This is a genomic window from Pectobacterium sp. HCp5_1 (assembly GCF_032905925.1).
GTDB lineage: Bacteria > Pseudomonadota > Gammaproteobacteria > Enterobacterales > Enterobacteriaceae > Pectobacterium > Pectobacterium brasiliense_A.
In genome coordinates this window covers 32,775-57,953 of sequence record NZ_JAUMIO010000014.1, presented here as the reverse complement: position 1 = coordinate 57,953, position 25,179 = coordinate 32,775, and the positions used below count along the sequence as shown (strand labels likewise).

Annotated in this window: 23 protein-coding genes and 4 tRNA genes; 6 read left to right on the top strand and 21 right to left on the bottom strand. The window is 53.5% G+C overall.

Going from position 1 to position 25,179, the window contains the following annotated elements; genetic code table 11:
* Positions 1 to 180: 180 nt before the first annotated feature.
* The 9 genes from corA to lptM form a co-directional block, all read right to left on the bottom strand.
* Positions 181 to 1,131 (bottom strand): magnesium/cobalt transporter CorA, encoded by a 951-nt coding sequence (gene corA / locus Q3A88_RS11665; protein WP_010284904.1) that lies wholly within the window; start codon positions 1,129 to 1,131, stop codon positions 181 to 183.
* A 166-nt stretch (positions 1,132 to 1,297) separates the two neighbouring features.
* Positions 1,298 to 1,354 (bottom strand): YsgD/CorL family protein, encoded by a 57-nt coding sequence (ysgD, locus tag Q3A88_RS21905; RefSeq protein WP_349814568.1) that lies wholly within the window; start codon positions 1,352 to 1,354, stop codon positions 1,298 to 1,300.
* A 187-nt stretch (positions 1,355 to 1,541) separates the two neighbouring features.
* Positions 1,542 to 2,288: a cyclase family protein gene (locus Q3A88_RS11660; protein ID WP_317177956.1), complete on the bottom strand. Its 747-nt coding sequence runs from the start codon at positions 2,286 to 2,288 to the stop codon at positions 1,542 to 1,544.
* A gap of 144 nt (positions 2,289 to 2,432) precedes the next feature.
* On the bottom strand, positions 2,433 to 4,595 hold the full coding sequence (uvrD, locus tag Q3A88_RS11655; RefSeq protein WP_233989521.1) for a DNA helicase II: 2,163 nt from the start codon (positions 4,593 to 4,595) through the stop codon (positions 2,433 to 2,435).
* A gap of 80 nt (positions 4,596 to 4,675) precedes the next feature.
* Positions 4,676 to 5,392, bottom strand: a complete 717-nt coding sequence (gene yigB / locus Q3A88_RS11650; protein ID WP_039311614.1) for a 5-amino-6-(5-phospho-D-ribitylamino)uracil phosphatase YigB — start codon at positions 5,390 to 5,392, stop codon at positions 4,676 to 4,678.
* Positions 5,392 to 6,327 (bottom strand): tyrosine recombinase XerC, encoded by a 936-nt coding sequence (gene xerC / locus Q3A88_RS11645; RefSeq protein WP_317177955.1) that lies wholly within the window; start codon positions 6,325 to 6,327, stop codon positions 5,392 to 5,394. The genes yigB and xerC overlap by 1 nt, the downstream gene beginning before the upstream one ends.
* Positions 6,324 to 7,028 carry a DUF484 domain-containing protein gene (locus tag Q3A88_RS11640; RefSeq protein WP_317177954.1) on the bottom strand — a complete coding sequence of 235 codons (705 nt, stop codon included), beginning with the start codon at positions 7,026 to 7,028 and terminating at the stop codon, positions 6,324 to 6,326. Before Q3A88_RS11640 ends, xerC begins: the two co-directional genes overlap by 4 nt.
* Entirely contained in the window at positions 7,025 to 7,849 is an 825-nt protein-coding gene (gene dapF / locus Q3A88_RS11635) for a diaminopimelate epimerase (protein ID WP_014916928.1), read from the bottom strand. Before dapF ends, Q3A88_RS11640 begins: the two co-directional genes overlap by 4 nt.
* Positions 7,850 to 7,926: 77 nt before the next feature.
* Positions 7,927 to 8,112, bottom strand: coding sequence for an LPS translocon maturation chaperone LptM (gene lptM, locus Q3A88_RS11630; RefSeq protein ID WP_014916929.1), 186 nt, complete (start codon positions 8,110 to 8,112; stop codon positions 7,927 to 7,929).
* A gap of 59 nt (positions 8,113 to 8,171) precedes the next feature.
* Between lptM and cyaY the strand changes: the two genes are divergently transcribed.
* Positions 8,172 to 8,492, top strand: a complete 321-nt coding sequence (gene cyaY / locus Q3A88_RS11625) for an iron donor protein CyaY (protein WP_317177953.1) — start codon at positions 8,172 to 8,174, stop codon at positions 8,490 to 8,492.
* Positions 8,493 to 8,526: 34 nt separating this feature from the next.
* Here the strand turns inward: cyaY and Q3A88_RS11620 are convergent, their stop codons facing one another.
* Together Q3A88_RS11620 and Q3A88_RS11615 are read right to left on the bottom strand one after the other, a co-directional pair.
* The gene (locus Q3A88_RS11620; protein ID WP_317177952.1) at positions 8,527 to 9,699 is read right to left on the bottom strand and encodes an MFS transporter; all 1,173 of its coding nucleotides are present in this window, start codon (positions 9,697 to 9,699) and stop codon (positions 8,527 to 8,529) included.
* A 45-nt stretch (positions 9,700 to 9,744) separates the two neighbouring features.
* Positions 9,745 to 12,303 (bottom strand): class I adenylate cyclase, encoded by a 2,559-nt coding sequence (locus Q3A88_RS11615; RefSeq protein ID WP_110163391.1) that lies wholly within the window; start codon positions 12,301 to 12,303, stop codon positions 9,745 to 9,747.
* A 332-nt stretch (positions 12,304 to 12,635) separates the two neighbouring features.
* On the opposite strand from Q3A88_RS11615, the gene hemC reads away from it, so the two are divergent.
* From hemC to hemY, 4 genes are read left to right on the top strand one after another with little or no spacing between them, the layout of a single operon-like run.
* Positions 12,636 to 13,577 carry a hydroxymethylbilane synthase gene (gene hemC, locus Q3A88_RS11610; protein ID WP_317177951.1) on the top strand — a complete coding sequence of 314 codons (942 nt, stop codon included), beginning with the start codon at positions 12,636 to 12,638 and terminating at the stop codon, positions 13,575 to 13,577.
* The gene (gene hemD / locus Q3A88_RS11605) at positions 13,574 to 14,314 is read left to right on the top strand and encodes a uroporphyrinogen-III synthase (protein WP_317177950.1); all 741 of its coding nucleotides are present in this window, start codon (positions 13,574 to 13,576) and stop codon (positions 14,312 to 14,314) included. Before hemC ends, hemD begins: the two co-directional genes overlap by 4 nt.
* Before the next feature lie 23 nt (positions 14,315 to 14,337).
* Entirely contained in the window at positions 14,338 to 15,462 is a 1,125-nt protein-coding gene (gene hemX / locus Q3A88_RS11600; protein ID WP_317177949.1) for a uroporphyrinogen-III C-methyltransferase, read from the top strand.
* A gap of 2 nt (positions 15,463 to 15,464) precedes the next feature.
* The gene (gene hemY / locus Q3A88_RS11595; protein ID WP_317177948.1) at positions 15,465 to 16,658 is read left to right on the top strand and encodes a protoheme IX biogenesis protein HemY; all 1,194 of its coding nucleotides are present in this window, start codon (positions 15,465 to 15,467) and stop codon (positions 16,656 to 16,658) included.
* Positions 16,659 to 17,328: 670 nt separating this feature from the next.
* On the opposite strand, the gene Q3A88_RS11590 is transcribed toward hemY, so the two are convergent.
* The 6 genes from Q3A88_RS11590 to purB form a co-directional block, all read right to left on the bottom strand.
* Positions 17,329 to 18,486 (bottom strand): M20 peptidase aminoacylase family protein, encoded by a 1,158-nt coding sequence (locus Q3A88_RS11590; protein WP_180787085.1) that lies wholly within the window; start codon positions 18,484 to 18,486, stop codon positions 17,329 to 17,331.
* A 77-nt stretch (positions 18,487 to 18,563) separates the two neighbouring features.
* Positions 18,564 to 19,325 (bottom strand): amino acid ABC transporter ATP-binding protein, encoded by a 762-nt coding sequence (locus Q3A88_RS11585; protein WP_010284939.1) that lies wholly within the window; start codon positions 19,323 to 19,325, stop codon positions 18,564 to 18,566.
* 9 nt (positions 19,326 to 19,334) lie between these two features.
* Positions 19,335 to 20,006 carry an amino acid ABC transporter permease gene (locus Q3A88_RS11580; protein ID WP_011095665.1) on the bottom strand — a complete coding sequence of 224 codons (672 nt, stop codon included), beginning with the start codon at positions 20,004 to 20,006 and terminating at the stop codon, positions 19,335 to 19,337.
* Positions 20,007 to 20,164: 158 nt separating this feature from the next.
* Positions 20,165 to 20,956 carry an amino acid ABC transporter substrate-binding protein gene (locus Q3A88_RS11575; RefSeq protein ID WP_317177947.1) on the bottom strand — a complete coding sequence of 264 codons (792 nt, stop codon included), beginning with the start codon at positions 20,954 to 20,956 and terminating at the stop codon, positions 20,165 to 20,167.
* Positions 20,953 to 21,495, bottom strand: coding sequence for a GNAT family N-acetyltransferase (locus Q3A88_RS11570; RefSeq protein ID WP_010284948.1), 543 nt, complete (start codon positions 21,493 to 21,495; stop codon positions 20,953 to 20,955). The genes Q3A88_RS11575 and Q3A88_RS11570 overlap by 4 nt, the downstream gene beginning before the upstream one ends.
* A 9-nt stretch (positions 21,496 to 21,504) precedes the next feature.
* The gene (gene purB, locus Q3A88_RS11565) at positions 21,505 to 22,869 is read right to left on the bottom strand and encodes an adenylosuccinate lyase (RefSeq protein WP_048256030.1); all 1,365 of its coding nucleotides are present in this window, start codon (positions 22,867 to 22,869) and stop codon (positions 21,505 to 21,507) included.
* Between the two features lie 247 nt (positions 22,870 to 23,116).
* Between purB and Q3A88_RS11560 the strand changes: the two genes are divergently transcribed.
* A complete protein-coding gene (locus Q3A88_RS11560) occupies positions 23,117 to 24,424 on the top strand; it encodes a histidine-type phosphatase (RefSeq protein WP_317177946.1) in 1,308 nt (435 codons plus the stop codon).
* 123 nt (positions 24,425 to 24,547) lie between these two features.
* On the opposite strand, the gene Q3A88_RS11555 is transcribed toward Q3A88_RS11560, so the two are convergent.
* The 4 genes from Q3A88_RS11555 to Q3A88_RS11540 all read right to left on the bottom strand — a co-directional run bounded on the left by Q3A88_RS11555 (position 24,548) and on the right by Q3A88_RS11540 (position 25,072).
* Positions 24,548 to 24,624: transfer RNA gene (locus Q3A88_RS11555), tRNA-Pro, on the bottom strand.
* Between the two features lie 43 nt (positions 24,625 to 24,667).
* Positions 24,668 to 24,754, bottom strand: a tRNA-Leu gene (locus Q3A88_RS11550).
* A 43-nt stretch (positions 24,755 to 24,797) separates the two neighbouring features.
* Positions 24,798 to 24,873, bottom strand: a tRNA-His gene (locus Q3A88_RS11545).
* Between the two features lie 122 nt (positions 24,874 to 24,995).
* Positions 24,996 to 25,072, bottom strand: a tRNA-Arg gene (locus tag Q3A88_RS11540).
* Between the last annotated feature and the right edge of the window lie 107 nt (positions 25,073 to 25,179).

The following is a 25,179-nucleotide window of genomic DNA, read 5'->3' as shown; positions in this document are numbered from 1 at the left end:
TGTTTTTTTAAGGATAGAAAGTAAGAATAGAAAGACTGTCCGCCATTCTAAACAAGATGGCCGGAGAATGAACAGACGCGGAAGAATAAACAGGAAGAGTGAGTCGGGGAACGACAAGTATAGAGAAAGGCGTTTTAACGCGCCTGACGGTTAAACCCCATCAGGCGCATCGGTAAAAACTTAGAGCCAGTTCTTACGTTTGAAATAGAGGTACGGTGCCAGTCCGGCGAGAATCATCAGCACAATCGCACCCGGATAGCCAAACGACCATCTCAGCTCTGGCATAAACTCAAAGTTCATCCCGTAGCTGGATGCCACCAACGTCGGCGGCAGGAACACCACGGAAACGACCGAGAAGATCTTGATAATTCGGCTTTGTTCGATATTGATGAAGCCCATCGCCGCCTGCATCAGGAAGTTAACCTTCTGGAACAGGGATTCGTTGTGCGGCAGCAGAGATTCGATATCGCGTAAAATTTCGCGCGCCTGCTCCAACTGGCCGGATGGCAAGCGGGCTTTACGCACCAGGAAGTTCAGCGCACGTTGGGTATCCATCAGACACAGGCGCACTTTCCAGCCCACGTCTTCCAGCTCCGCCAACGTAGACAGCGCGTCGTCGTACTCTTCACCCTGACGCCCTTCCATAATGATGCGGCTCAGCGACTCCAGATCGCTGTAGATGTTCTCAATCTCGTCCGCCAGTTGCTCAATTTTGGTCTCAAAGAGGTCGAGCAGCAGTTCATAAGCATTGCCGTCCACCAGCGTTTGGTTACGGGCACGCATGCGATACAGGCGGAATGCAGGCAGCTCACGCTCGCGCAAGGTGTACAGACGACCATCGCGAATAGTAAACGCCACGGTCGAGTTACCGGCGTGATCGTCAGCATCTTCAAAAAAGAAAAAGGAGTGAATGTGCAGGCCGTCTTCATCTTCAAAAAAACGTGCCGACGCTTCAATGTCTTCCAGTTCCGGGCGGGTTGCCAGGCTTTGTCCCAGTTCGTTTTGTACTTTTTCACGCTCATCGTCTTCCGGCTCGATCAAATCGACCCAAACTGACGTGGTGAGATCATCGGAGTCATCCAGTTCCAGACGAGATAAACGGCAGTTATCCAGTTTAAATGCGCTCAGCATGGGCCATAGCTCCCCTTTCAGTAGCAGAGATGGACAACGCGATTGAAGCACAGAAACAAAGGTGAGGTGTCACCAGCAGGTTTCAGTCCGTTCGACGGATCTGACTCGTAGCGACAAAAACAGCGTCGCTGACAACCACGAAGGCTATCAGCAGAGGAAGATAGCCTTAGAAGTTGTACCTAATGAACAGGTTAGTGAGCCAGTATCGACTGGGTGTGTCCAAGGCGTTAGTCCTCCGAGAATAATGATGCGCGCATGTTACGCCGAGATGAAAAAGACTTCAACTTTAAAACCGCGGCTGAAACACGCTGTAAAAGATTGGTCAAATGGATAAGGTTTATCCAATAAATTCGGCACGGAAAAGGGTAAAAAATGCAGTCCTCAGCGTAAAAAAGAACTGCGTTTATCGGTTAAGCGTGGTCTGGTAAATAGGCGATAGCACGGACGGGGAAGCCGGGCGCACCAGCGAAATTAGGGTAGCTGACGTGAATATAAGCGCCAATAGACGGCAGCTGATGCAGGTTATTCAGTACCTCAACCTGCCAGGCATTTTGGTTCAGCACGAAGAACTCGCCAATAAGCCCATTGTTGCGACGGAAATCCGCGGCGGAATCCGTATCCAGCGTTTCATGCCCAACCGCGCTAATGCCGCGCTCTTCAAACAGGAACATCAGCGCCTCAAGCGACCAGCCCGGCGTATGGCTGTTGCCCTCTTCATCTTTATTGGCGAAGGCATCAAGATCAGGCCAGCGCGTGCTCCAGCCGCTGGCAAACGCGACAAAACTGCCCGACGGGATTTCTCCGTGTTCACGCTCAAACGCCAGAATGTCGTCAACCGACAGGCGGTAATCGGGATCGTTCGCGACGGCGTCTTGCTTGTGGAGCACCACCAGCGGCAGCAATAGCTCTTTATTATCAATACGATCCAGATAGCGCTTACCCGCGACAAAATGCCCCGGCGCATCAATATGCGTCCCTGTCTGCGTCGCAAACGTCACCGCCTGCGCATAAAACCCGTGATCTTCGACGTTGAATAAGGTCTTGCGCTGCAACACGCCTTCAAACGCGCTAAAAATAGGAATCGACTCCGTCACCGTATGCGTGAGATCGACCCATTTTTTCTTCTGTAACTCGGCAATAATCTGGTCTAGCGTCATGGGCATGCTCCTTTTTTATTGTGATACCACACATCCATGGATACGCGGCAGGCCACCTAGCATTGTCGAAAATGACGATAAAGACTAAGACAGGGTTTTTATAAGTTATATAACCCCGTCATACTTCAAACTGCATCGTGACGATCACACCGTTTCCAGTCTGGCATAAGCGGCGACCAGCCATTTAATACCTTGCCCTTGAAACGCGACCTGAAGGCGGGCGTGATCGCCGCTGCCTTCCAAATTCACGATCGTACCTTCGCCGAATTTCGCATGGCGAACCCGCTGCCCTAATTTGTAGCCGCTGTCGTTTTGCGTTATCGGCGTGCCGAGGCGCTGATGATTAACCGGACGGGAGACGCTGGCGCGTAACCGCACTTCTTCAACACACTCTTCCGGCAGCTCGCCGACGAACCGGGAAGGCCGGTGATAGGCTTCTTTGCCGTATAAACGGCGGGATTCCGCGTAGGTTATCGTCAGCTTTTCCATCGCGCGCGTGACGCCGACATAAGCCAGACGACGCTCTTCTTCCAGACGTCCGCCTTCATCCAGCGACATCTGGCTAGGGAACATCCCTTCTTCCATACCGACGATAAACACCTGCGGGAACTCCAGCCCTTTCGCCGAGTGCAGCGTCATAAGCTGAACCGCATCCTGATTAGCGTCAGCCTGACCTTCTCCCGCTTCCAGCGCGGCATGCGACAGGAAAGCCTGAAGCGGCATCAAATCCTGATCTTCTTCCTGATAGCTGAACTGGCGCGTTGCCGTCACCAGTTCTTCCAGGTTTTCTACCCGCGCCTGCCCTTTCTCGCCTTTTTCCTGTTCGTACATGCTCCACAGGCCGGAATCCTTAATCGCCCGGTCGGTTTGAATATGCAGCGGCAGCTCAGAGGTTTCATAGGCCAATGCATCGATCAATTCGATAAAGCGTTGCAGCGATGCTGCCGCCCGCCCAGCCAGCACTTTTTCCTGCAACAGCGCCCGCGTGGATTGCCACAGCGTCAGCTGACGATCGCGCGCCGTCTGGCGCACCACGTCCAGCGTGCGATCGCCAATGCCGCGCGTCGGCGTATTCACCACTCGCTCGAACGCCGCATCATCGTTACGATTAGCGATCAGGCGCAGATAAGACAGCGCATCTTTGATTTCCTGACGTTCGAAGAAGCGCATGCCGCCGTAGATACGGTACGGCATACTCTGCTGTAACAGCGCCTCTTCCAGTACGCGCGACTGGGCATTGCTCCGATACAGAATGGCGTTATCTTTCAGCGCACCGCCATTTTCATGCCAGGTTTTAATCCGATTAACGACGTAGCGCGCTTCATCCAATTCGTTGAATGCGCAATACAGCGAGATAGGCTCGCCTTCTACGCCATCGGTCCACAGATTTTTTCCGAGCCGCCCGCCGTTATGCGCGATCAGCGCATTCGCCGCTTTCAGGATGTTGCTGGTCGAGCGGTAGTTCTGCTCCAGACGGATCGTTTCTGCACCGGCGAAATCTTTCAGGAACAGCTGAATATTTTCGACCTGCGCACCACGCCAGCCGTAAATCGACTGATCGTCATCCCCGACGATCATCACCTTGGCGCTGTCGCCCGCCAGCATACGAATCCAGGCGTACTGAATGCGGTTGGTGTCCTGGAATTCGTCCACCAGAATGTTGGTAAACCGTTCGCGATAGTGGTTCAGCACATGCGGCTTGTTCAGCCACAGTTCATGCGCACGCAGCAGCAGCTCGGCGAAATCCACCAGCCCGGCACGATCGCACGCTTCCTGATAGGCCTGATACACGCGCTGCCACGTTTGTTCGATAGGATTACCGTAGCTTTCAATGTGCTGCGGACGTAAGCCTTCATCTTTTTTACCATTGATGAACCACATCGCCTGACGCGGCGGCCACTGCTTCTCATCCAGATTAAGCGCCCGAATCAGACGTTTCAGCAGACGCAGCTGATCGTCGCTGTCCAGAATCTGGAAATCCTGCGGCAGATTGGCATCCATATGGTGCGCACGCAGCAGACGGTGCGCCAGCCCGTGGAATGTGCCAATCCACATGCCGCCCTGGCTGGTGCCGATCAGGTGATCGATACGATGGCGCATCTCCGCCGCTGCTTTGTTGGTAAACGTCACCGCCATAATGGAATACGGCGAACAGTTTTCGACGGACAAGAGCCAGGCAATGCGATGAACCAGTACCCGAGTTTTGCCGCTGCCTGCCCCCGCCAGCACCAATAAATTGCTGCGCGGCGCGGCTACCGCGTCACGCTGTTTGTCGTTGAGGCCATCGAGCAGATCAGAAACGTCCATAGGTACGGGTTATCCGGTGAGGGAAACACCGCATCGACAAGGGCGTTTCCACTGGTGATTTATACAGATTAATGCAGTGATTATAGCAATGCCGACAGCGATGCCAACCGCGAAATTTCAATATGCGGCAGCAGCCGGGCGTCGCCAATCTGCGTCAGGCTGCCTTCACGCAGGTTAATCCAGCAAGCCTGCATACCGCAGCGGATCGACCCCGCCACATCGGTCGTGAGATCGTCACCGACATGCAGAATCTCATGCACAGGCAAATTGAGCTTTTGCGCCGCCAGATGGTACATGTCGTCAAACGGCTTGGCGCGACCATGCGGGCCGGCGCGCAGGATAAACGAGAAATAGCGATCGAGGCCAAAGCGGTGCGGCTCAGCGTTACCGTTGGTGATGGCGGCCAGCGGCACTTTCTCGGCTAACGCCGCTAGCGTCTGGTGCGTTTCTTCGGTAATCGTAATCTGGCTGCGCCAGTGGGCAAAGTTTTCCATTGCCGCTTTTGCGCCATCCTTAGCCTCTGCCGCGCTCAGGCCGCGCTCTAACATCGCCAGTTCAGCCGCACGGCGACGCCATTCAGTCACGTCGTGATAGATGTCCGGTTCGCGCTCAAGCAAGGCCTCGCGTAAGTTCTGAAAGTCATCGGCCTGAAAATCACGAAGAGCAGGATGGTACTGTTGCAGAAAGCGGATTGACTCTTGCCCCGTGCGCCGAATGACGTCCGCGTTATCGTACAGCGTGTCATCCAGATCGAACGTGATCGCACGGATCGGGCCAAGAGATCGGTAAAAATGCATCAGGGTTTCCCTCGTTTGGCGCGTGGATGCGCGGCATCGTACACGGAGGCTAAATGTTGAAAATCAAGATGGGTGTAAATCTGCGTCGTGGTCAGGTTAGCGTGACCAAGCAGCTCTTGTACCGCGCGTAAATCACCGCTGGATTCCAGCATGTGCGTCGCAAAGGAGTGGCGCAGCTTGTGCGGGTGAACGTGACTATTGATGCCCTGCTTAACGCCCCATTCGGCAAAACGCTTCTGCACGTTGCGCATCGAAATCCGTCGTCCCTGATTGGAGATAAACACAGCATCATCCTGCGGGCCAAAGAGTTCACGCAGCGCCAACCAGCGTTCCAGCCAGGTTACCGCCGTTTTTCCTATCGGCAATTTGCGCTCTTTACTGCCTTTCCCCATGACCCAGATTTCACCGCTGGCCAAATCAATATGCTGATAATCCATGCCGACCAGCTCAGCCAAACGCAGCCCCGCGCCGTACATCACTTCCAGCATCGTGCGGTCGCGCACCGCAAGGGGATCGTCCAAATCGATCTCCAGCAGGCGATTCGTCTCATCCACATCCATATTCTTGGGTAATGGACGCCCGGCTCGCGGCGCGGAGACCCCTTTAGCGGGGTTCGCCGCCAGCACGCCGCGTGACACCATCCAGTCGAGAAAACTGCGCAGTGCCGATAAACGGAGCGCCAGGCTACTGGAATGTAGCCCATCGCGCTTACTGCGGGACACCACGGAACGCACGCCAGAGGCGTCCAGCTTGCGCCAGTCAGCCACACCCGCCGCGGAGAGTATCGTGATAACCGCGGACAGTTGACGTAAATAGCTGGTCTGCGTCAGCGGACTGAGCTGACGCTCTACTTTCAGATAGCGCAGGAACGCCTCAACATCAGCTTGTAACGGCGAAGGGGAAGGAGCCTCCGATGGCGCAGACTGCCGGCTCATGCCCGCTCAACCCAGCGCGTCAGCATCGCTGGCAGCATCATGGCCATTTGCTGAAGCAGCACGGTTCCCATGCCATCCTGATAATGGTGGCTGTCGCGGCTGCTGAAAATCAGCACGCCCAAATCGTGATGACTTCCCATCAGCGATAGCGCGACCGACCCAACCTGTCTGGCCTGTGGCAGCAGAAGCAACAGCTCCGGCCCGTTTAGACTGCCAAGATAGTGGTTATGTTGTCCGAAGCGCTGAATGCGCAGCGGCTCAAAGGTGGAGCGGTTTAGCCCAAGGTGGGTAAAACCAGACGGCGCGCCAAGGCGCCATTTATCATTAAACAGACGAACCGTTGCGCCCGCCAGACCGAGCTGACGCGCCCAGCGCTGCAAGCGATCCAACATGTCCGTCAGGCTATCCGCCGACGCCAATTCAGTTTGTAACCCAAGCAGGCGATTGAACAGCACTTCGTTCGCCCCCGCCTGTTCCATCAACAGCGTGATTTCTTCCTCAAGCTGAGTAATGTGGTTACGCTGACGTGCCAGTTGCCATTCCACCAGCGACACGGTTCCCCTGACGGGGTGAGGAATGCGCATCTGCTCGACGGGACGCGCATTGCGGATAAAAAAATCGGGATTCTGTTGCAGGAACTGCAAAACCATCTCGTCACTGAGTGCGATCTCGCGCTCTGCCTGTTCCTCGACATTCTTCATAAATGAATAAATCCATCGTAGACATGCGTTGCAGGCCCGGTCATGAATAACGGATGTCCCGGCCCATCCCACTGGATATCCAACTCCCCGCCCGGCAGCGATACGCGAACGTTCGCGGACAATAATCCCTGCTGGATCCCTACCGCCACAGCAGCACACGCGCCGCTACCGCACGCCTGCGTTTCTCCCGCACCGCGTTCGTACACCCGCAGACGGACAGTGTGGCTATCAACCACTTGCATAAAACCGATGTTGGCACGCTCGGGAAAACGCTCGTGGCTTTCCAGCAGCGGCCCCAGCGTTTCCACCTTCGCCGTGTCCACATCCTCAACCTGAATCACACAGTGCGGGTTGCCCATCGACACCACGCCACACAGCACCGTATGTTCGTCGGCACGCATGATGTAGGTTTTCTCCGCTTTGACCGCGCGGAAAGGCACCTGTTGCGGCTCGAAATTGGGTTCGCCCATATTGACGCGTACCAGTTCGTCATCGGTCACCGACAACACCATCCGACCAGTCTGCGTACTGACGGCAATATCACGCTTGTTGGTCAGCCCTTTCAGGCGAACAAAACGAGCAAAGCAGCGCGCGCCATTGCCGCACTGCGCGACTTCGCTGCCATCCGCGTTAAAAATGCGGTAATGAAAATCCAGTTCAGGATCGTAGGGCGGCTCAACGACCAGCAATTGGTCGAACCCTACACCACAGTGTCGATCCGCCAAACGGCGAATCAATTCGGGTGAAAAATAAACGTTTTGCGTAACGGCATCAACAACCATGAAATCGTTGCCTAACCCGTGCATCTTAGCGAACTGCATTATCCGGACTCCCCCGCTTGCTTAACCGGGCGCGATAAACATCTACGTGACCTGTTATTTATTATTACCGTCACGCATTAAGGACGTACTGACGCTTTCTTTTGCGGCGGCTGGTTCTCATTTTGCTGAGTCGTTGACGCACCGGATTTGCCATCGGCAGGCATATAAAGCGGCCCTTTCAGACCACAACCAAATAAACTCACTACGGCTAACACCAGAAAAAGCTGGCGAAATACGTTCTTCATCACGTTAAGACCTGTCATTAATACTCGTATGCTCTCTATAATCGCAGGTGGATCATGAAAATCAATAGGAATCGAAAATGAACGATAGCGAGTTCCACCAATTAGCCGACGAACTCATGCTTCAGTTGGAAGAAACGCTGGATCGGTTTGAGGGTGATGCCGACATCGATTATGAAACTAACGGCGGCGTGATGACGCTGAGTTTTGAGAACGGCAGCAAAATCGTGATTAATCGGCAGGAACCGCTGCACCAAATCTGGCTGGCGACCAAAACGGGCGGTTACCACTTCAACCGTCAGGCGGAACGCTGGATATGCGATCGTAGCGGTGAGGATTTTATCGCGTTGCTGTCAGCAGCCTGCTCGGATCAGGCAGGGGAAACCGTTCACTTCGGGTAACCGCCTTTTCAACGGTCTCGCGGCGCTCCACACATCAGCGCCGTCCCAGAATGATCAACCCCAGAACCAGCAACAACAGCATGCCGATACCCACCATATTGACCAGCGGCCAACCGCTGGTTAGCGCCATCAGGCTACCGGCAGACAACGAAGCCAGCGCGTTAGGCACGTAAATCACCAGCGAGTTAATCCCCTGCAAACGGGATTTATGCACTGAATGGGTAAACGCGTTCAGCATGAATGTCCCGCCGTTGAACATAAACGCCCACCCGACGCCGAACAGCATCAGCGCAAAGAGGAAGTGCCAGAACGTCAAACCGCTCAGCGCGACTGCCACCCCGATGACGTTACACACCATGCCAATCACCACGACCTGAATCGGCGTCAGTCGCTTCGCCAGCAGCACTAACAGCAGTGCGGGCGCATACATCGCCACAAAATGCCATTGCAACACCGTCGCGCTGTGGCTGACAGAAAAGTGGTGCTGGTGCATCGCCAGCGGCACAGAATTCATTAAGAGCGTCATCACCACAAACCCGACAGAACAGCTTGCCGTTCCCAACACAAATGCCCGGCTTTTCAGGATTGACGCCAGCGGTTCACTACGCTGAGTACTGGGCGTGGCAACGGACATCGGGGGAAGTTTAAGACCAAACAACAGCAGTGACGTGATAACGCAGATAAATGCCGCCGCGATAAAGCTGCCAAGAAACGGGTACGGTGCCCAGAGTTGAGAAGACTGGCTAGCCGCAAACGGACCGAGAAAACCACCGAGGATACCACCGCTGATCACCCACGAAATCGCCCGATTTTTCTGCTGATCGCCGGTAAATATCTCAGCTGCAGCGAAGCGATAATACTGGTTGAAGGCGCAGGACATCCCCAGAACAAATGTCGAAAACACAAAGAGGGAGAAGCTGTGTAGCACAATCGCCAGCGCCGCCAAAAGCGCGCCCGCCAGCCCCAGCAGCGTGCCGATGATGAACGCGTTGCGCCTGCCATATTTCGTCATCAATGAGGAAACGGTGTAGATCATGAGCGCCGCGCCGCACACCGTCGCGGTAATTGGCAGCGTGGTCAACAGCGGCACCGGCGTCATTAATACGCCAACCAGCGTGGAACACAGCGTCATCAGGGAAATAATACTGCCGGTCAGCCCTTGTCCGAGCGCCAGCAGTATCAGGTTTCGGCGTTGCAACGAATCCATCAATACATCCCTTTCTGAATACGCTAAAAGCCGAGTGCCAGAACGTTATAGAGTCTGTAGCCGCTGCTTCATCGTCATCACCTCATCATCCACTGCGGGTGTAATGCACAGATGAGAAAGTGCGCTGCTGCGGAACGGGATCACCTGCGTGCGACCGTCCAGCTGTACGATTTGGTAGAACTGCGGCAGGTTGAAATTGATAAAGCTGGAGCCGTAGGTAAAGCGATCGTGCGAAGACGAATAGAAGCGGCTGACATCACGCACCAGCTCTTCTTTACTGCCTTCACAATGGTGATACACCTCGACGCGATTCGACTCATCCAGAATATAGATATTAAAGCCCTGATTTTCTGTCAGATCTTCAAAGAAGAACTGGATGATCCCTTCGCTGGCGACACCATCGACCACTGGCGGTAAATGGACATGGTTGGTTTCAACCTGAACCGGCTGACCTTGCAGTTTGTTGTTGGAAATCGCGCCATAAAACTCGACCGCATTTTCCAGCTTCTGCACCGATACACTCAGCCGCTCGAAGAACAAGCCCCAGGTTTGCCCCGCCACTTTCACCGCTTTGAAACGCCCAGGCTCTTGCTGACGCGTACTGGTCAGGCGCAGTTCAATGCATTCGGACACCAGTTGCTGCACGCGGGTACGAATCAGCCCGCGCAAGTGCTGGCTGTAGCAGAAGACTTCCAGTGATTCCGGCAGCGCCGCATCCTGATGCATTTTGCCCAGAATGGTTTTCAGCGCTTCCAACACCGCCTGCTCGCCGCTGAAATGCAGCGTACGCACTTCATTCCACGAGTTGCGATACAGCAGGTCGATACTGCCAACCAGACACTGCTGCTGCTGACCAAAGCTAAAGACATCCAGATGACGGAAATCGAAATGCACCACCTGATTGCGGAAGGCCGCCGTCGGATCGTGTTCCAGATTGACGATAATCGCCAGATGACGAATTTCACACGGGCTGTACAGCGCCTTCGGCGTGGGGGCAGGCAGACGCAGCGGGAAGTGGCTGGCTACGTCGTCCACCAGCGCTTGCAGGCGCGTGATGTCACACAGCTCGTTGCCTTTAATATACAGGCGCGTGCTTGGCGTCAGCAGGCCATTAAAATACGCCCACGCCACCAGCTTGTTCAGATAGCGGTTATACTCCAGCGGCTGATGGCTGACGATCGCATCCATCGACGGTGCCTGATTGTACAGGTACCAGCCAGAACGGTTCGCGCGGCCCGCCGGAACATAGATAAAGGTTAAATTCGGCTCCGACAAATCGGGCGAAATTTGTGGGTTCAGCAGGGTAACTTTACCCGGCAGCGCTTCAAACGCAGCGTACAGTTTACGGGTCAACACACCGATATCCTGCGGGCTGGCGCTGACGCTCAGATTATTACGGCGGGCGAAGCGAATCAGGTTGCGATAGGTCTGCATCATCGCATCCAACAGCTCATTATGTGCTTCGCGTACCTGTTCGATTTTCCAGTTAGCGCGGTTATCCAGCATCGCCAGATGCTCGTCGCTCCAGCCCCATTCTTGCACCAGTTGGCTCAGAATCTGACGACGCCAACCGACACAGGCTTTTTCTCTGGAGAGCTTTTCACAGACTTTTAAGTAGAAACATCGACGCGCCAGATCGAGGCGCGTAGGATCGTTGATCGCCGTCAGATAGTGCGTCACGCGATCCAACATCATGCAGTAAGGATCAAGACCGAAAGAGACGATCTCGCCGTCATGCAGGCGTTTTTTAATTTCGGTCGACAGCAGGCTGGTGTCCGGGTATTCCCAGGAATAGGCTTCCAGCAGCAGCGTCTTCAGTACGGCTTTATAGGGGGAATCGATACTTTTATAGAGCTGCCAGAGACTCGCGCCGAAATACTCCTCCGCCGACAGCGTGCTCAGGCCGCCTAAATCCATCCACTCGTTAGGAGCCAGTGCCCCTTGCGAGTAGAGCGACAGCACATACTCGTCGTAGTGAGATTCTTCCTCGACCGGCACCATATTCCACAGAATACGTTTACCCGCCATACGCACGGCGGTACGGTAGAATTCGTCGAGTAATAGAATGTGCTGCATGGTGCCGCAGTCTTCACCGCTCAGGCTACCGCTTTCATTGTGGCGGAAACGGCTTTCATCCATCAGGAAGAAGCTGACCTCAGCACCCTGCGCCGCGGCCCACTGCTCAAGCAGCGTACATTTCTTCTGTAGGAGTTGGCGTTCTTCGCTATCCAGCCAGGATTGGTGACACACCCAGATATCGAGATCGGAGCTACAGCTCTGCCCGATAGACGAGGTGCTTCCCATTGAATAGATGCCCGTGATCGGCAGTTCACCCTGCGGATGAGAACAGTCAAACTGACCCCAGCGCAACGCGATGCTATCAAGGTACTGTTGCTGCTTTTCATCAGGCGTGTGAGTGCAGATACCGTGAGGCACCTTGCCTTCAAGGTAGCCGGGCATCAACGGGTGATGATGATGTAATAAAATGGGCAGAAGACTGTAAACCTGCTGAAAAGCGGGTTTCATTGCTCCCAGAGCACGGTCAACACGCAGTTGGTTGATCGCATCCAGTCTTTGCTTCAAAGTCTCGATGTAGAAGTACAAGACGTTTCGCCTGATTTATCCCAGTGCCTAGAAAAACCCCGTGTTCCAAATCCGCATGATGAAATTAGAAGAATGTTTAGCGAATTATTGCTGGAAACGTGATCAATTTAACACCTTGCTGATTGGGCGTAAAGAAAGTAAAGAAAGTTAGACTTATCTATCTTGCTTTATTACGAATTTCTCTACCCGACTGCATCAGCACGGCTTCCTATCTATGTATGCGGCACCCGAATTTCAGACCGTTTTAAAAGGCGCACCGCTAATGCCCACAACCTGACACCAACGCACCATCAATGATACGATGGCGGAAAATGATAAAAACGGTATCAAGCATGTTAGCCAATATTATTAGAATTGCCACCCGACAAAGCCCGCTCGCCCTGTGGCAAGCACGATATGTTCAGCAGTGTCTGAACCACCTCTACCCGGATTTACACGTGGAGCTAGTGCCGATGGTCACCCGCGGCGACATCATCCTCGATACGCCACTGGCAAAGGTCGGCGGTAAAGGATTGTTTGTTAAAGAACTGGAGTTGGCGCTGCTTGAAGGGCGCGCCGATATTGCCGTCCACTCCATGAAAGATGTCCCTGTCGAATTCCCAGAAGGCCTCGGTCTGACCACCATTTGCGAGCGCGACGACCCGCGCGACGCTTTTGTTTCCAATCATTACGACAGCCTCGAACAATTACCGGAAGGCAGCTGTGTCGGCACCTCCAGCCTGCGCCGTCAGTGCCAGCTGCGCGCCCGACGCCCTGATCTGGTGATTCGAGATTTGCGCGGTAATGTCGGCACACGCCTGTCAAAACTGGATAACGGCGAGTATGACGCCATTATTCTTGCGGTCGCGGGTCTGAAACGTCTTGGCCTTGAAGCGCGCATCCGCTGTGCGTTAAGCCCGGAAGAGTCTCTGCCAGCCGTCGGACAAGGCGCTATCGGCATCGAATGCCGTTTGGATGACGAACATGTCCGTCAGCTTCTTGCCCCACTCAATCACCCCGCTACCGCGGCCCGTGTACTGGCTGAACGCGCCATGAATGTACGCCTTGAAGGCGGCTGTCAGGTGCCGATTGGCAGCTACGCTGAACTGGAAGGCGATACGCTGTGGCTACGTGCGCTGGTTGGCGCGCCGGACGGCAGCCAAATGATCGTCGGTGAACGCAAAGGAAACGTCTCCGATGCCGAACAACTCGGGATCGCACTGGCTGAAGAGCTGTTAGCCAAAGGGGCCAGCGCCATCCTTCAAGCCGTTTATCAAGGGTCAAGCTCATCATGACGATTCTGGTTACCCGTCCGTCACCAACTGGCGAACAACTGGTGACCCGTTTAAGAAAGCTCGGCTATAACGCCTGGCACAGCCCGCTGATCGAGTTTTCACCCGGACGAGAACTCGCCAGCCTGCCCGCCCTATTGCAGGCACTGAGCGCCGACGATTTGGTATTTGCGCTCTCACAACACGCCATTCATTACGCCGATCCGATGCTGGCACGTACGGGCATCAGCTGGCCTGCCCATCTCACTTATTACGCCATCGGCCGTACCACCGCGCTGGCGCTGCATAAAATCAGCGCACACCCGGTAACCTATCCGCCTGAGCGAGAAACTAGCGAAACGCTCCTGCAACTTCCTGACCTGCAAGATGTTTCCGGTAAACGCGCATTATTACTGCGCGGCAACGGCGGCAGGGAACTGCTGGGGGAAACGTTAACCGAGCGGGGCGCACAGATGACCTACTGTGAATGTTATCAGCGCAGAGACGTTCACTATGACGGGCTAGAGCAAAGCCGCCACTGGCAACAAATAGGCATCGACAAACTGGTGATCACCAGCGGAGAAATGCTACAACGGATCTATACTTTAGTACCTGATTACTATCGGGCTTCCTGGTTACTCGGCTGCCAGTTGATCGTCGTCAGCGAACGGCTGGCAGAACAAGCTCGTCAGCTTGGCTGGCGTGATATCCGAGTGGCTGATAACGCCGATAACGATGCGCTCGTGCGCGCACTACAATAAACCTGATCATGGGATGTACCATTATGACGGAACACAATACCCCCACAGCTCCATCCGACGAGGTTGCTGAACGGGTTGAACCCGCGCATCAGCAGCAGGATCCGGCACCGCAGCCCAAACGTAGCGGTGCCGTGCTAGGGGCGATCGCGATTGTGATTGCACTAGCCATAGGCGCAGGCTTGTATTACCACGGCCACCAGCAGGCGCAGAAAGAAACGGCCGCGCTGCAACGTCTGGAAGCGCAGTTCAACACATTGCAGCAACAGCATAAGCAAGAGCAGCAGCAGTGGCTGGACGCTCAACAGCAGCAAAGCAAAGCACAGGAGACGGCAGCACAGCGTCTTGAGGCGCTAACGCGTCAGTCAGACGAGCTGCGCGATAAGCTGGCGGCACTTTCCAGCCATGATACGAATACCTGGCTGATCGCTCAGGCAGATTTTCTGGTGAAACTGGCAGGACGCAAGCTGTGGAGCGACAAAGACGTCACCACCGCAGGCGCGTTGCTGAAAAGCGCGGACGCCAGTCTGGCGGAAATGAACGATCCCAGCCTGATAGAAATCCGCCGCGCGCTGACCCACGATATCGGGGCGCTGGCAGGCGTAAGTCAGGTCGATTTTGACGGCATCATCCTGAAAGTCAATCAGCTCACCGATCAGTTGGATAACTTGCAGCTCGCCGATAACAACACCGATGAAGCGCCGATGGACGCCAACAGCACAGAGCTGTCCGCTTCCTTGAGCGAGTGGCGACAAAATCTGAGCAAGAGCTGGCACAATTTTCTGGCTGATTTTATCACCATTCGCCGCCGCGACAGCGCCGCCGAACCGCTGCTGGCACCGAATCAGGATGTGTATCTGCGCGAGAATATCCGCTCACGTCTGCTGGTTGCCGCACAGGCCATTCCTCGCCACCAGAATGAAGTGTACAAACAGTCGCTGGAAACGGCAGCAACCTGGGTTCGCGCCTACTTCGATACTACCGACCCCACAACGCAGGCCTTTTTAGATCAGCTCGATGCCTTAGGCCAGCAGTCGGTTTCACTGGATGTCCCAACGGAGCTACAAAGTCAGGCGCTGTTGGAAAAACTGATGCAAACGCGCGTTCGTAACCTACTGGCTCAGGCGCCAGCCACACAGCAAGGGGAATGAGCATGCTAAAAGTCTTATTGCTGTTCCTGATCCTGATCGCTGGCGTGGTGATCGGCCCGATCGTCGCGGGTCACCAAGGCTACGTCCTGATCCAAACGGATAACTATGACATTCAAACCAGCGTGACCGGTCTGGTCATCATGCTGGTACTGTTCTTCCTCGCCTTTTTGGCAGTGGAATGGGTGCTACGCCGGATCTTTCGTACCGGATCCCGCACGCGCGGCTGGTTCCTTGGCCGCAAACGCACTCGTGCCAGAAAACAGACCAAAGCCGCGCTTCTCAAGCTGGCCGAGGGGGATTATTTACAGGTAGAGAAGCTGCTGACGCGCAATGCCGACCATGCCGAGCAGCCCGTGGTTAACTACCTGCTGGCAGCCGAAGCCGCTCAGCAGCGCGGCGACGAATTCCGCACCAAGCAATATCTGGAGCGTGCCGCCGAGGTTGCAGATACCGATCAGCTTCCGGTGGATATTACGCGCGTGCGTATTCAGCTAGCGCGTAATGAAGATCATGCCGCACGTCACGGCGTCGACAAACTGCTGGAGGTCGCGCCCCGCCACCCTGAGGTGCTGCGTTTAGCGGAGCAGGCTTTCCTGCGTACTCACGCCTATAGCGCGCTGCTGGATATTCTGCCTGCGATGCGCAAGATCAACCTGTACCCTGAAGAACGTTTGCTGGATCTGCAACAGCAGGCCTATATCGGTCTGATGAATCAGGCAATGGCGGATGGCGGCAGCGAAGGGCTGAAATCATGGTGGAATAATCAGAGTCGCAAAGTACGCCATGAAATCCCGCTTCAGGTCGCGATGGCTGAGCATCTGATCGAGTGTGACGATCATGATACCGCTCAGAAGATCATTCTCGACGGTCTCAAGCGCCAGTATGACGAACGCTTGATCCTACTAATGCCACGCCTCAAAGCCGGAAACCCAGAACAGCTGGAAAAAGTGCTGCACCAGTACATCAAGCAACAGGGGGTAACGCCGCTGTTGAGCAGCACGTTAGGCCAATTGCTGATGAAACACGGCGAATGGCAGCAGGCCAGCGATGCTTTCCGCACCGCGCTGGAGCTCCGCCCAGACGCGTATGATTATGCCTGGCGCGCCGACGCACTCGATCGGTTGCGTCTGCCGGATGAAGCGGCGCAAATGCGGCGCGAAGGGCTACTGCTCACGCTACAGCAGCCTGCCGACTAACCGTTTCATAAGGCTCCTTTTGGAGCCTTATTCTTTTGTGTGACCCGTCCTACATAGCGCGACACAAGGTCGTTACCGAACATTTTCCTCAGACGAAAAAAAACGCTTACCGATAAACGGTAAGCGTTGAAAATATCAGGTCTGTCAGACAACAGAATGGTGCCTCACTCAACGTTATGTCCGGAAGGCCCGATGGAGATTTGCATCTTCATCTGGAGTTGGACGATAGGCACCTCAAATTGGCTCTGCGTCATTCCCAGGATTATGAAGCCGAAGCAAACATAGAAGGTGGAATGAGCATCTACCTGCTTATTTAAGCATAAATTATGCCAACATGCATTATTTTATTATCAAAGCTTCATAAAATTGAGGTAAACATCTAATAATAAATACTATTTTTATTTACCCGCTGTGAGAGAAGCTAAGACACGATGGGCGACAAAAACGAGATCGCGCTCACAAAACCTGTCGCCATTCAGAGACGATTTTGTCAGGTAAAATATTAACCATTAACAATCAATGAGTTAAATGTCTCTTTTTTGCGACAGCAGAACCCCCAGAGTGTCGTGTTTTTCCGACAGTCCTATAAAAGCTGCTGATTCAATTTAAAAAAAGGGAAATATCCGCGCCGGGAAACCGACGCGGATAGGGTTGACTTAATGAGAGGAGATTAGCGGGAGGACAACTGCTCTAAGCTCTGCTTCGCCACCTGATAAAGATAGTGCGCAGTCGGGAACAGCGCGCTGTCATCAACGCGGAATTTTGGGTGGTGCAGCGCATACGGTCCGCCGGAACCAACCATCATGAACGTACCCGGTAATTTTTGTTGATAGAATGCGAAATCTTCACCAATCGGGCTGGCTTCCACGCGGCGCGCTTCAAACCCTTCGTCACTCGCCACATTCAGCGCAAACTCAACCCACTCTGGCGTGTTGATCACCGATGGCGGCCCTGCATGCCACAGGAACTCAATTTCCGCACCAAAGGTGCTGGCGATACCTGCAACGATCTGACGGAAACGCTGTTCAATCAAATCACGCGCGTCCTGATTGAACGTTCTGACCGTGCCTTCAACGTAGGCCGTGTCTGGGATAACGTTCCAGGTGCTGCCGCTATGCACCTGAGTAATCGACACCACTGCATTGTTGTCGGACGATACCGTGCGGCTGATGATGGTCTGTACGGCAGAAATCAGCTGACCCAGAATGATAATCGGATCGTTGCCTTCATGCGGCTTCGCAGCGTGACAGCCTTTCGCTGCGATCTTGATCTCAAAGCGGTCAACGCCCGCCGTCAATGCACCGTCTTTCCCACCGATGACGCCAACAGGCAGCGTCGGATCGTTGTGAATGCCGAAAATGGCTACCGCATTGTCCAACGCGCCAACGGCGATGACTTCCGGTGCGCCCAGCCCAGTCTCTTCAGCGGCCTGAAACAAAATTCGCACGGTGCCTTTCAGTTCCGGCTCGATTTTCTTCAGCAGAATCGCCGCGCCAAGTGCAGCGGAAGAGTGAAAATCATGACCGCAGGCGTGCATCACCCCTTTGTTGAGCGACGTGAATTCTACACCAGACTCTTCTTCAATCGGCAGAGCATCGATATCAGAACGTACCACGACCAGTGGACCATCCTGTAAGCCGCCGACTTCAGCAACCAGACCGGTTTTCAGCGGTAGGTCGAGGATGCGAATCCCCTCTTTTTCCAATACTGCACGAATCTTCTTCGTGGTCTCAAACTCCTGATTCGACAACTCAGGATTGCGATGTAAATCGTGGCGAAATGCCTGAATAAACTGAGCCAGAGGCTCGTGCTGGGGTGCGGTTTGCATCAATTCTTACTCCACATTATCGTGCCCTATCTGGCAGGGCAGGCTTGTTCAGGCGTGCAGGTGTGTCTACGTATGCGTTAAATATCGTACTCAAGCGGCTCAGGCAGCTTGGTCAACTGACGCAGGAAACGCTGGGTTTGCGGGTTATCCGAGAAGCTAATAACCTGCTCCGCCGGACCTTCCTCAACGATATGACCATCCGCCATGAAGATCACTCGGTCAGCCACTTCTTTCGCAAACTGCATTTCGTGGGTGACGATCACCATCGTGGTGTCGTTTTTCGCCAGCTTCTGAATCACCTGAAGCACTTCGTGTACCCTTTCCGGGTCAAGTGCCGAGGTCGGTTCATCAAACAAAATCGCCTTCGGATCAACCGCCAGCGCACGTGCAATACTCACGCGCTGCTGCTGCCCGCCGGATAGCGTCACCGGATACTGTGCCGCCTGCGGCAGCAGACCAACCTGCTCCAGCAGTGCCAGACCGATTTCGTCCGCCTGCTTCTTCGGCATTTTTTTCACGACAATCAGCGCTTCCGTCACATTTTCCAGCGCCGTCTTGTTCTTAAACAGGTTGTAACTCTGGAATACCATCGCCGTCTGACGACGCAGCGCATAGGCCTCTTTAGAGGAATAACGACGCGTATCCAGCGTTTGGTCGCCAATTTCAATCGTGCCCGACTCTGGCGTTTCCAACAGGTTCAGACAGCGCAACAGCGTGGATTTACCCGAACCGGATGGGCCGATAATCGCCACGACTTCTCCCTTCGCGATATCCAGACTAATGTTGTCCAACACCACCTGATCGCCAAAGCGTTTAGAAAGATTCTTTACACTGATCATGTCAGCCCCTTATCGCTGTAGCGAGTGATTCAGTTTCTTCTCAAGCTGTTTTTGCAGCCAGGCGTAAACCACAATCACCATCCAGTAAATCAGACCCACAACCAGGAAGGTCTCAAAGAAACGCAGAGATTCAGCGGCAATCATCTTGCCTTCCGCGAACAGTTCGGAGACGCCCAGCGCAAAGGCCACAGAGGTATCTTTAATCAGGGAAATGAAGGTGTTCCCCGTCGCGGGCAGCGCATTCAACATGGCCTGAGGCAACACGATGCGGCGATAGACCTGTGCTTTGCTCATACCAATGGATAAGCCTGCTTCCGTCTGGCCAAAATCCACCGAGGCCAAGCCCGCACGGAAAATCTCAGCCATATAGGCGGACGTTTTCAGGCTAAAGCCAATAATCGCGGCCGTCATCGCATCCAGATTGGATAAGCCGGGAAATAGCTGCGGCAGGCCGAAGTAGATGATAAACAGCTGAACCAGCGACGGAATGCCGCGAAACAGCGAGATATACAGTTCGACGATTTTTACTACCACGACAATCTTGCTTTCACGGACTAACGCCAGGATAAGGCCGAGAACCATAGCAAAAAACATCGAAACCACGGCGAGGAACAGCGTGGTTGGCAAATACATTAATACCTGGGGAAAGACCTTTAACAGGTAGGCAAGATCGATATTCATGAGTAATACCATTAATGCATCCACCGGCCATATTGCGCCGGTGGAACAGGGTTATGACTATTTGCTATATAACGAACATCTGGCTACATAACAAGCCATCTGGCGACATAACGAATCATCAGGTTACGTAATGACTCGGCCAAGATGACAGTGTGAGGTTATTTAGCCGGTGATACCGTGATGTCTTCACCAAAATATTTTTCGGAGATCGCTTTCAGGCGTCCATCTTCACGCATTTTCGTTAACTCTGCATCGAACTGCTTACGCAGCGCATCGCCTTTCTCGTCCTTATGGAACGGGAAGCTCACTTCTTCAATCACCAGCGGCTCGCCAACCAGTTTGAACGGCAGGTTACGCTTATTGATTTCTGCCAACAGAATCGGACGTGAATTCACGTAGCCTTCAACGCGCTTAGACAACGCATCGTTCATCGCGCCATCGCGTGTTTCATAGGTGCGAATATTCACGCTGCCGTCGGCAAACGCTTTTTTCAGGTTGTTGACGTGGTTCGAACCCAGAACCCCGGCAACCGTCTTCCCTTTCAGGTCAGCCAGTGTATTAATGTCCGTGTTGTCTTTGTGCGTCACAATCTGGCTGCCGTAGAAGCTATACGGTTGAGCGAAATTGTATTTTTCCTGACGCGCTGGAGTAATCGCTACCACGTTCGCCACGGTATCCAACTTGTTCGCTTCCAACTGCCCCATCAGGCCACTGAAATCTGCGGTGACCCACTCAACTTTGTAGTTAAGATCTTTCGCGATGGCTTCCGTGACTTCAACGTCAAACCCGACCAGCTTGTTATCCTGCTTGAAGCCACTTGGATAACTTTGGCCTGTTGAACCCACTTTCAATACTTTTTCCTGCTCAGAGCCGCTCTTCCCAGAATCACAGCCAGCAACAAGAAAGGCGGTCGTCAGCGCCAGAACAGACAACGTTACTTTTTTCATCATTTTACTGCCTCTCTTTTTGATTTTTTATCTTTCCACTGGTCATACAATTGGTTATCAAGGATTTTTTCCATCCAGATTGTCAGGTGTCCTTTTCCCAGATTCGTCTGCCCGACTTCCTTGAAACCATAATTTCTGTACATCTCAATCAGCCACGGGTGGTTTTGCGCGGTGCCAAGCGACACGGCAGGCGCTTTGAGCTGGTTAATCAGAATTTCTTCCTCCAACCAGCTCATCATTTGCTTACCCAGTCCCTGTTTTTTATAGCCAGGGTGCGTTGCAAACCAGCCCAGATGAGGTAGACCGAACGGGCCCGGCTCAGGCCCCCACGGATAGCGGATGGTAAATGACGACACCATCTCACCGTCTTTTTCCATCACATAAACGCCGTGTGAGGCAATATGCGTACGCACCATGTCGATATCTGCATGGGCGGCGGAAAAATTGATGCCTAACTGGCGAATCGGCTCAAATGCGGCCAGCGCCAGCGCCAGAAAAGTTTCATCATCCGCAAGCGTGGCCTGACGAAATACGATACTCATGGTGTCACCTTATGCTGGCAGCAGGCCGGAGTTATCTGCATAGCGAATCACGTCATCAACCTTCTGCGGCGCACTGCCAACGTAGTTAGCCGGATTCAGCCATTCGTCCAGATCGGCGGCGGTCACCTGTTCAGATAGCACTGGATGAGCCAGCAGTACCGATTTAAAGGACTGATTCTGCTCGAATGCCTGCATTGAGCATTCGTAAACCAGATGGTGAGCAGTCTGCTTGCCGAGACGTTTACCAATCTCGAACATCACTTTCTCAGACAGCAGCAGGCCATTTTGCAGATCGAGGTTCGCCAGCATCTGCTTCTCGTTGACGGACATACCACGCAGGATGCCAAGCGCATTCTGAAGCTGAGCGGACAGATAGATATTGATTTCTGGCAGCGCAATCCACTCCGCACGCCAGCTCATCGCATCACGCTCATGCTCAACTTTCATCGACTCATGAATCAGTGCAGCGCTCTTAAACAGCGGAGCCGTCAGGCTCGCAAGCCCTTCCAGTGCAGCTGGATTACGTTTATGCGGCATCGTGGTAGAACCGATTTTCCCTTCAGAGAACGGTTCTTCGATTTCGTTAATCTCGGTGCGCATCAGGTTGTACAGCTCATTACCGATTTTGCCCAGCGTACCGCTGATCAGAACCGTAACAGAAGCATATTCGGAGAAACGATCGCGGGCAGACTGCCAGCCGATATTCGGCGTATTCAGCCCCAGCTTATCCAGCGTCAGACGCTCGATTTCCGGCCCTTGTTCGCCAAAAGAAGCATAGGTACAGATGGCACCGTTGATGTTGCCGACTAAAACACGTTCTTTGATTTCAGCCAGACGTTCGAGGTGGCGGATGAATTCATCCAGCCAGACGGCCAGTTTGAAGCCAAACGTGGTGGGCAACGCCTGCATACCGTGGGTACGACCGGCCATCAGCGTATGCTGGTGTTTCTTTGCCAGACGTTTCAGTTCAACGGCCAGCAGTTGTGTATCTCTGACGACAATATCAAAAGATTGTTTCAGTTGTAACACCGTCGCGGTATCAACGATGTCCTGCGTAGTCACGCCGTAGTGAATAAACTCACCCGCCGCACCGCACTGTTTCTGAATCGCGGCAATCGTCGGCATCAGAGAGTGCTTCATGCGCGCGGCATCTTTTGCAATCTCTTCAACGTTAAGCGCGCTTGCGTCAGCGTTTTCTGCAATGGTTTTTGCCGCATCCAGCGGAATGACACCCAGTTCACCCTCGGCAAGTGCCAGGGCAACTTCAACTTCGACCTGTTTAGTCAGGCGGTTATGCTCGGACCAGACGCCGCGCATTTCAGGCGTGCCAAAATTATTCCCTATAAGAAGAAAATCAATAAGATGTGATGCCATAGTTAACTCGTTAGTGTTGGATTTATTAGGCGGGATTTATGTCGTCTTTTTAATTTTTAAAAATATAACATGCGGAAATTATGCGCTTTATACCTTTGGGATCTATCTTAGATCAAAAAGTTTGATTGCAAACTATGCATGTAGAAATGTTCGCTAACACTCTCTCCCAAGCAGAAAAGCCCATTCGTCACTTTCCTCTACCTACAATGAAACTCCTTATCCGTATGACCGCTGACGAAGGATTATCATGCTTTCCCACACGACATTACGTACTCCCCGTAGCTTATTGATTACCATGATCATTATTTCTTCATTCTCTACTCTGGCCCAGGCGCAGGATCGCTACCAGCTGGAAAAGGTCGTTGAAGTCAGCCGTCATGGCGTACGTCCTCCAACAGAATCCAACACCACGGCGCTGGAGTCCGGCACGGCACGAGAGTGGCCGCAGTGGGTCACACGCGAGGGTGAATTAACCGGACACGGCTATGCTGCCACCGTGCTAAAAGGCCGCTATGAGGCCGAGTATTACCGTCAACAGCATCTGTTCGCGTCAGGTTGTCCAACGGAACAACAAATTTATGTGCTCGCCAGCCCGTTACAACGCACCCGCGCAACTGCACAAGCCTATATGGATGGCATGTTTCCCGGCTGCGGCGTTATGACGCATGCCGTTGAGGATGAAAAACAGGATCCACTGTTCCACGGGGACAAAATGGGCATTGGCACGCTTGACTCAGAACGGGCAAAGGCTGCGGTGCTGAAAGCCATGGGTGGTGATTTGAATATCGCCTATGAGCGTCTTAAGCCCAGTATCGAGCTATTGAAGCAGGTCGTATGCGAAACGGATAAGCCGTGCCCGGTGTTTGATAAACCGTGGGCGATAAAACAGGATAAAGACGGTTCGACTTCCATCAGCGGCCTGAATACGCTGGCGAATATGAGCGAGGTTTTCCTGCTGGAATACAGCGAGAATCTGCCGCAGGCGCAGGTCGCTTTTGGTCACGTCAGCAACGCACAGGATCTCATCCCATTGATGGCGCCGATGACGGCTAAATACGACTTCACCAATGATGTTCCCTATATCGCACAGCGCGGCGGTTCGCTATTCATGCAGCAAATCGCCCAGGCTCTGGCACAGGGGACGCAGGAAGCGCAGGACACCGCACAAGGGGAGCCGCCGTCAGCCCCTTACTTGCTGTATGTCGCTCACGACACCAACATCGCCTATCTGCGCACGCTGTTGCAGTTTCATTGGCAGCTACCCGGTGACACTGCCGATAACATTCCGCCCGCGGGAAGTCTGGTATTCGAACGCTGGCGCGATACCACCACTCAGCAGCGTTTTTTGCGTATCTATTTCCAGACACAATCGCTGGATCAGACCCGTTCACTGACGTCGCTTGACGATCGGCAGCCGTTACTGAAAGAAGAATTGACCTCTCAGGGCTGCCAGCAGACGGAAAAAGGCACGCTGTGTCCTTTTGGTACCACACTGAAATCAATGCGAGAAAGTATCGATAGCAGCGCGCTGGCACCTGTGCATTACGCGCTGTAACGCACGATATCGCAGGGAACAACAACGTCTTGTCGGGTTAATGAATTCGGCAAGGCTTTCGCCAGAGTAGGCAAATTGCAGGCGAAAAAAAAGCACATCTTTTGATGTGCTTTTCTTTTTAATTGGTCGGCGAGAGAGGATTCGAACCTCCGACCCACTGGTCCCAAACCAGTTGCGCTACCAAGCTGCGCTACTCGCCGAATGTACTGCATTTTTTGAACATCACTGATGTTCTTGTTTGTGTGGTGCGAAGAGAGGGACTTGAACCCTCACGTCCGTAAGAACACTAACACCTGAAGCTAGCGCGTCTACCAATTCCGCCACCTTCGCATAACTCACAAACTGTCAATCAACTAACTATATATGCAAAATCTGGGGTGGCTAATGGGACTCGAACCCACGACAACTGGAATCACAATCCAGGGCTCTACCAACTGAGCTATAGCCACCATCACCACACTTTACATCAACTACTTATTACGCGGTACTTCCTTTTTACGGGATACTTTCTTTAGGAAGAAAAGTGTACCACCGCAGCTCTTGCACACAACATACTTCATATAAAATATAATGGTGCGCCCGACAGGATTCGAACCTGAGACCTCTGCCTCCGGAGGGCAGCGCTCTATCCAGCTGAGCTACGGGCGCTTAGCGCCGTTGCGGGGCGGGATATTACGGGCTTAGCGACTGGCTGTCTAGTGCTTTTTTATCGAAATGATGCGTTTGATTAGGATTTGCTCATTCAAAGCTAAATA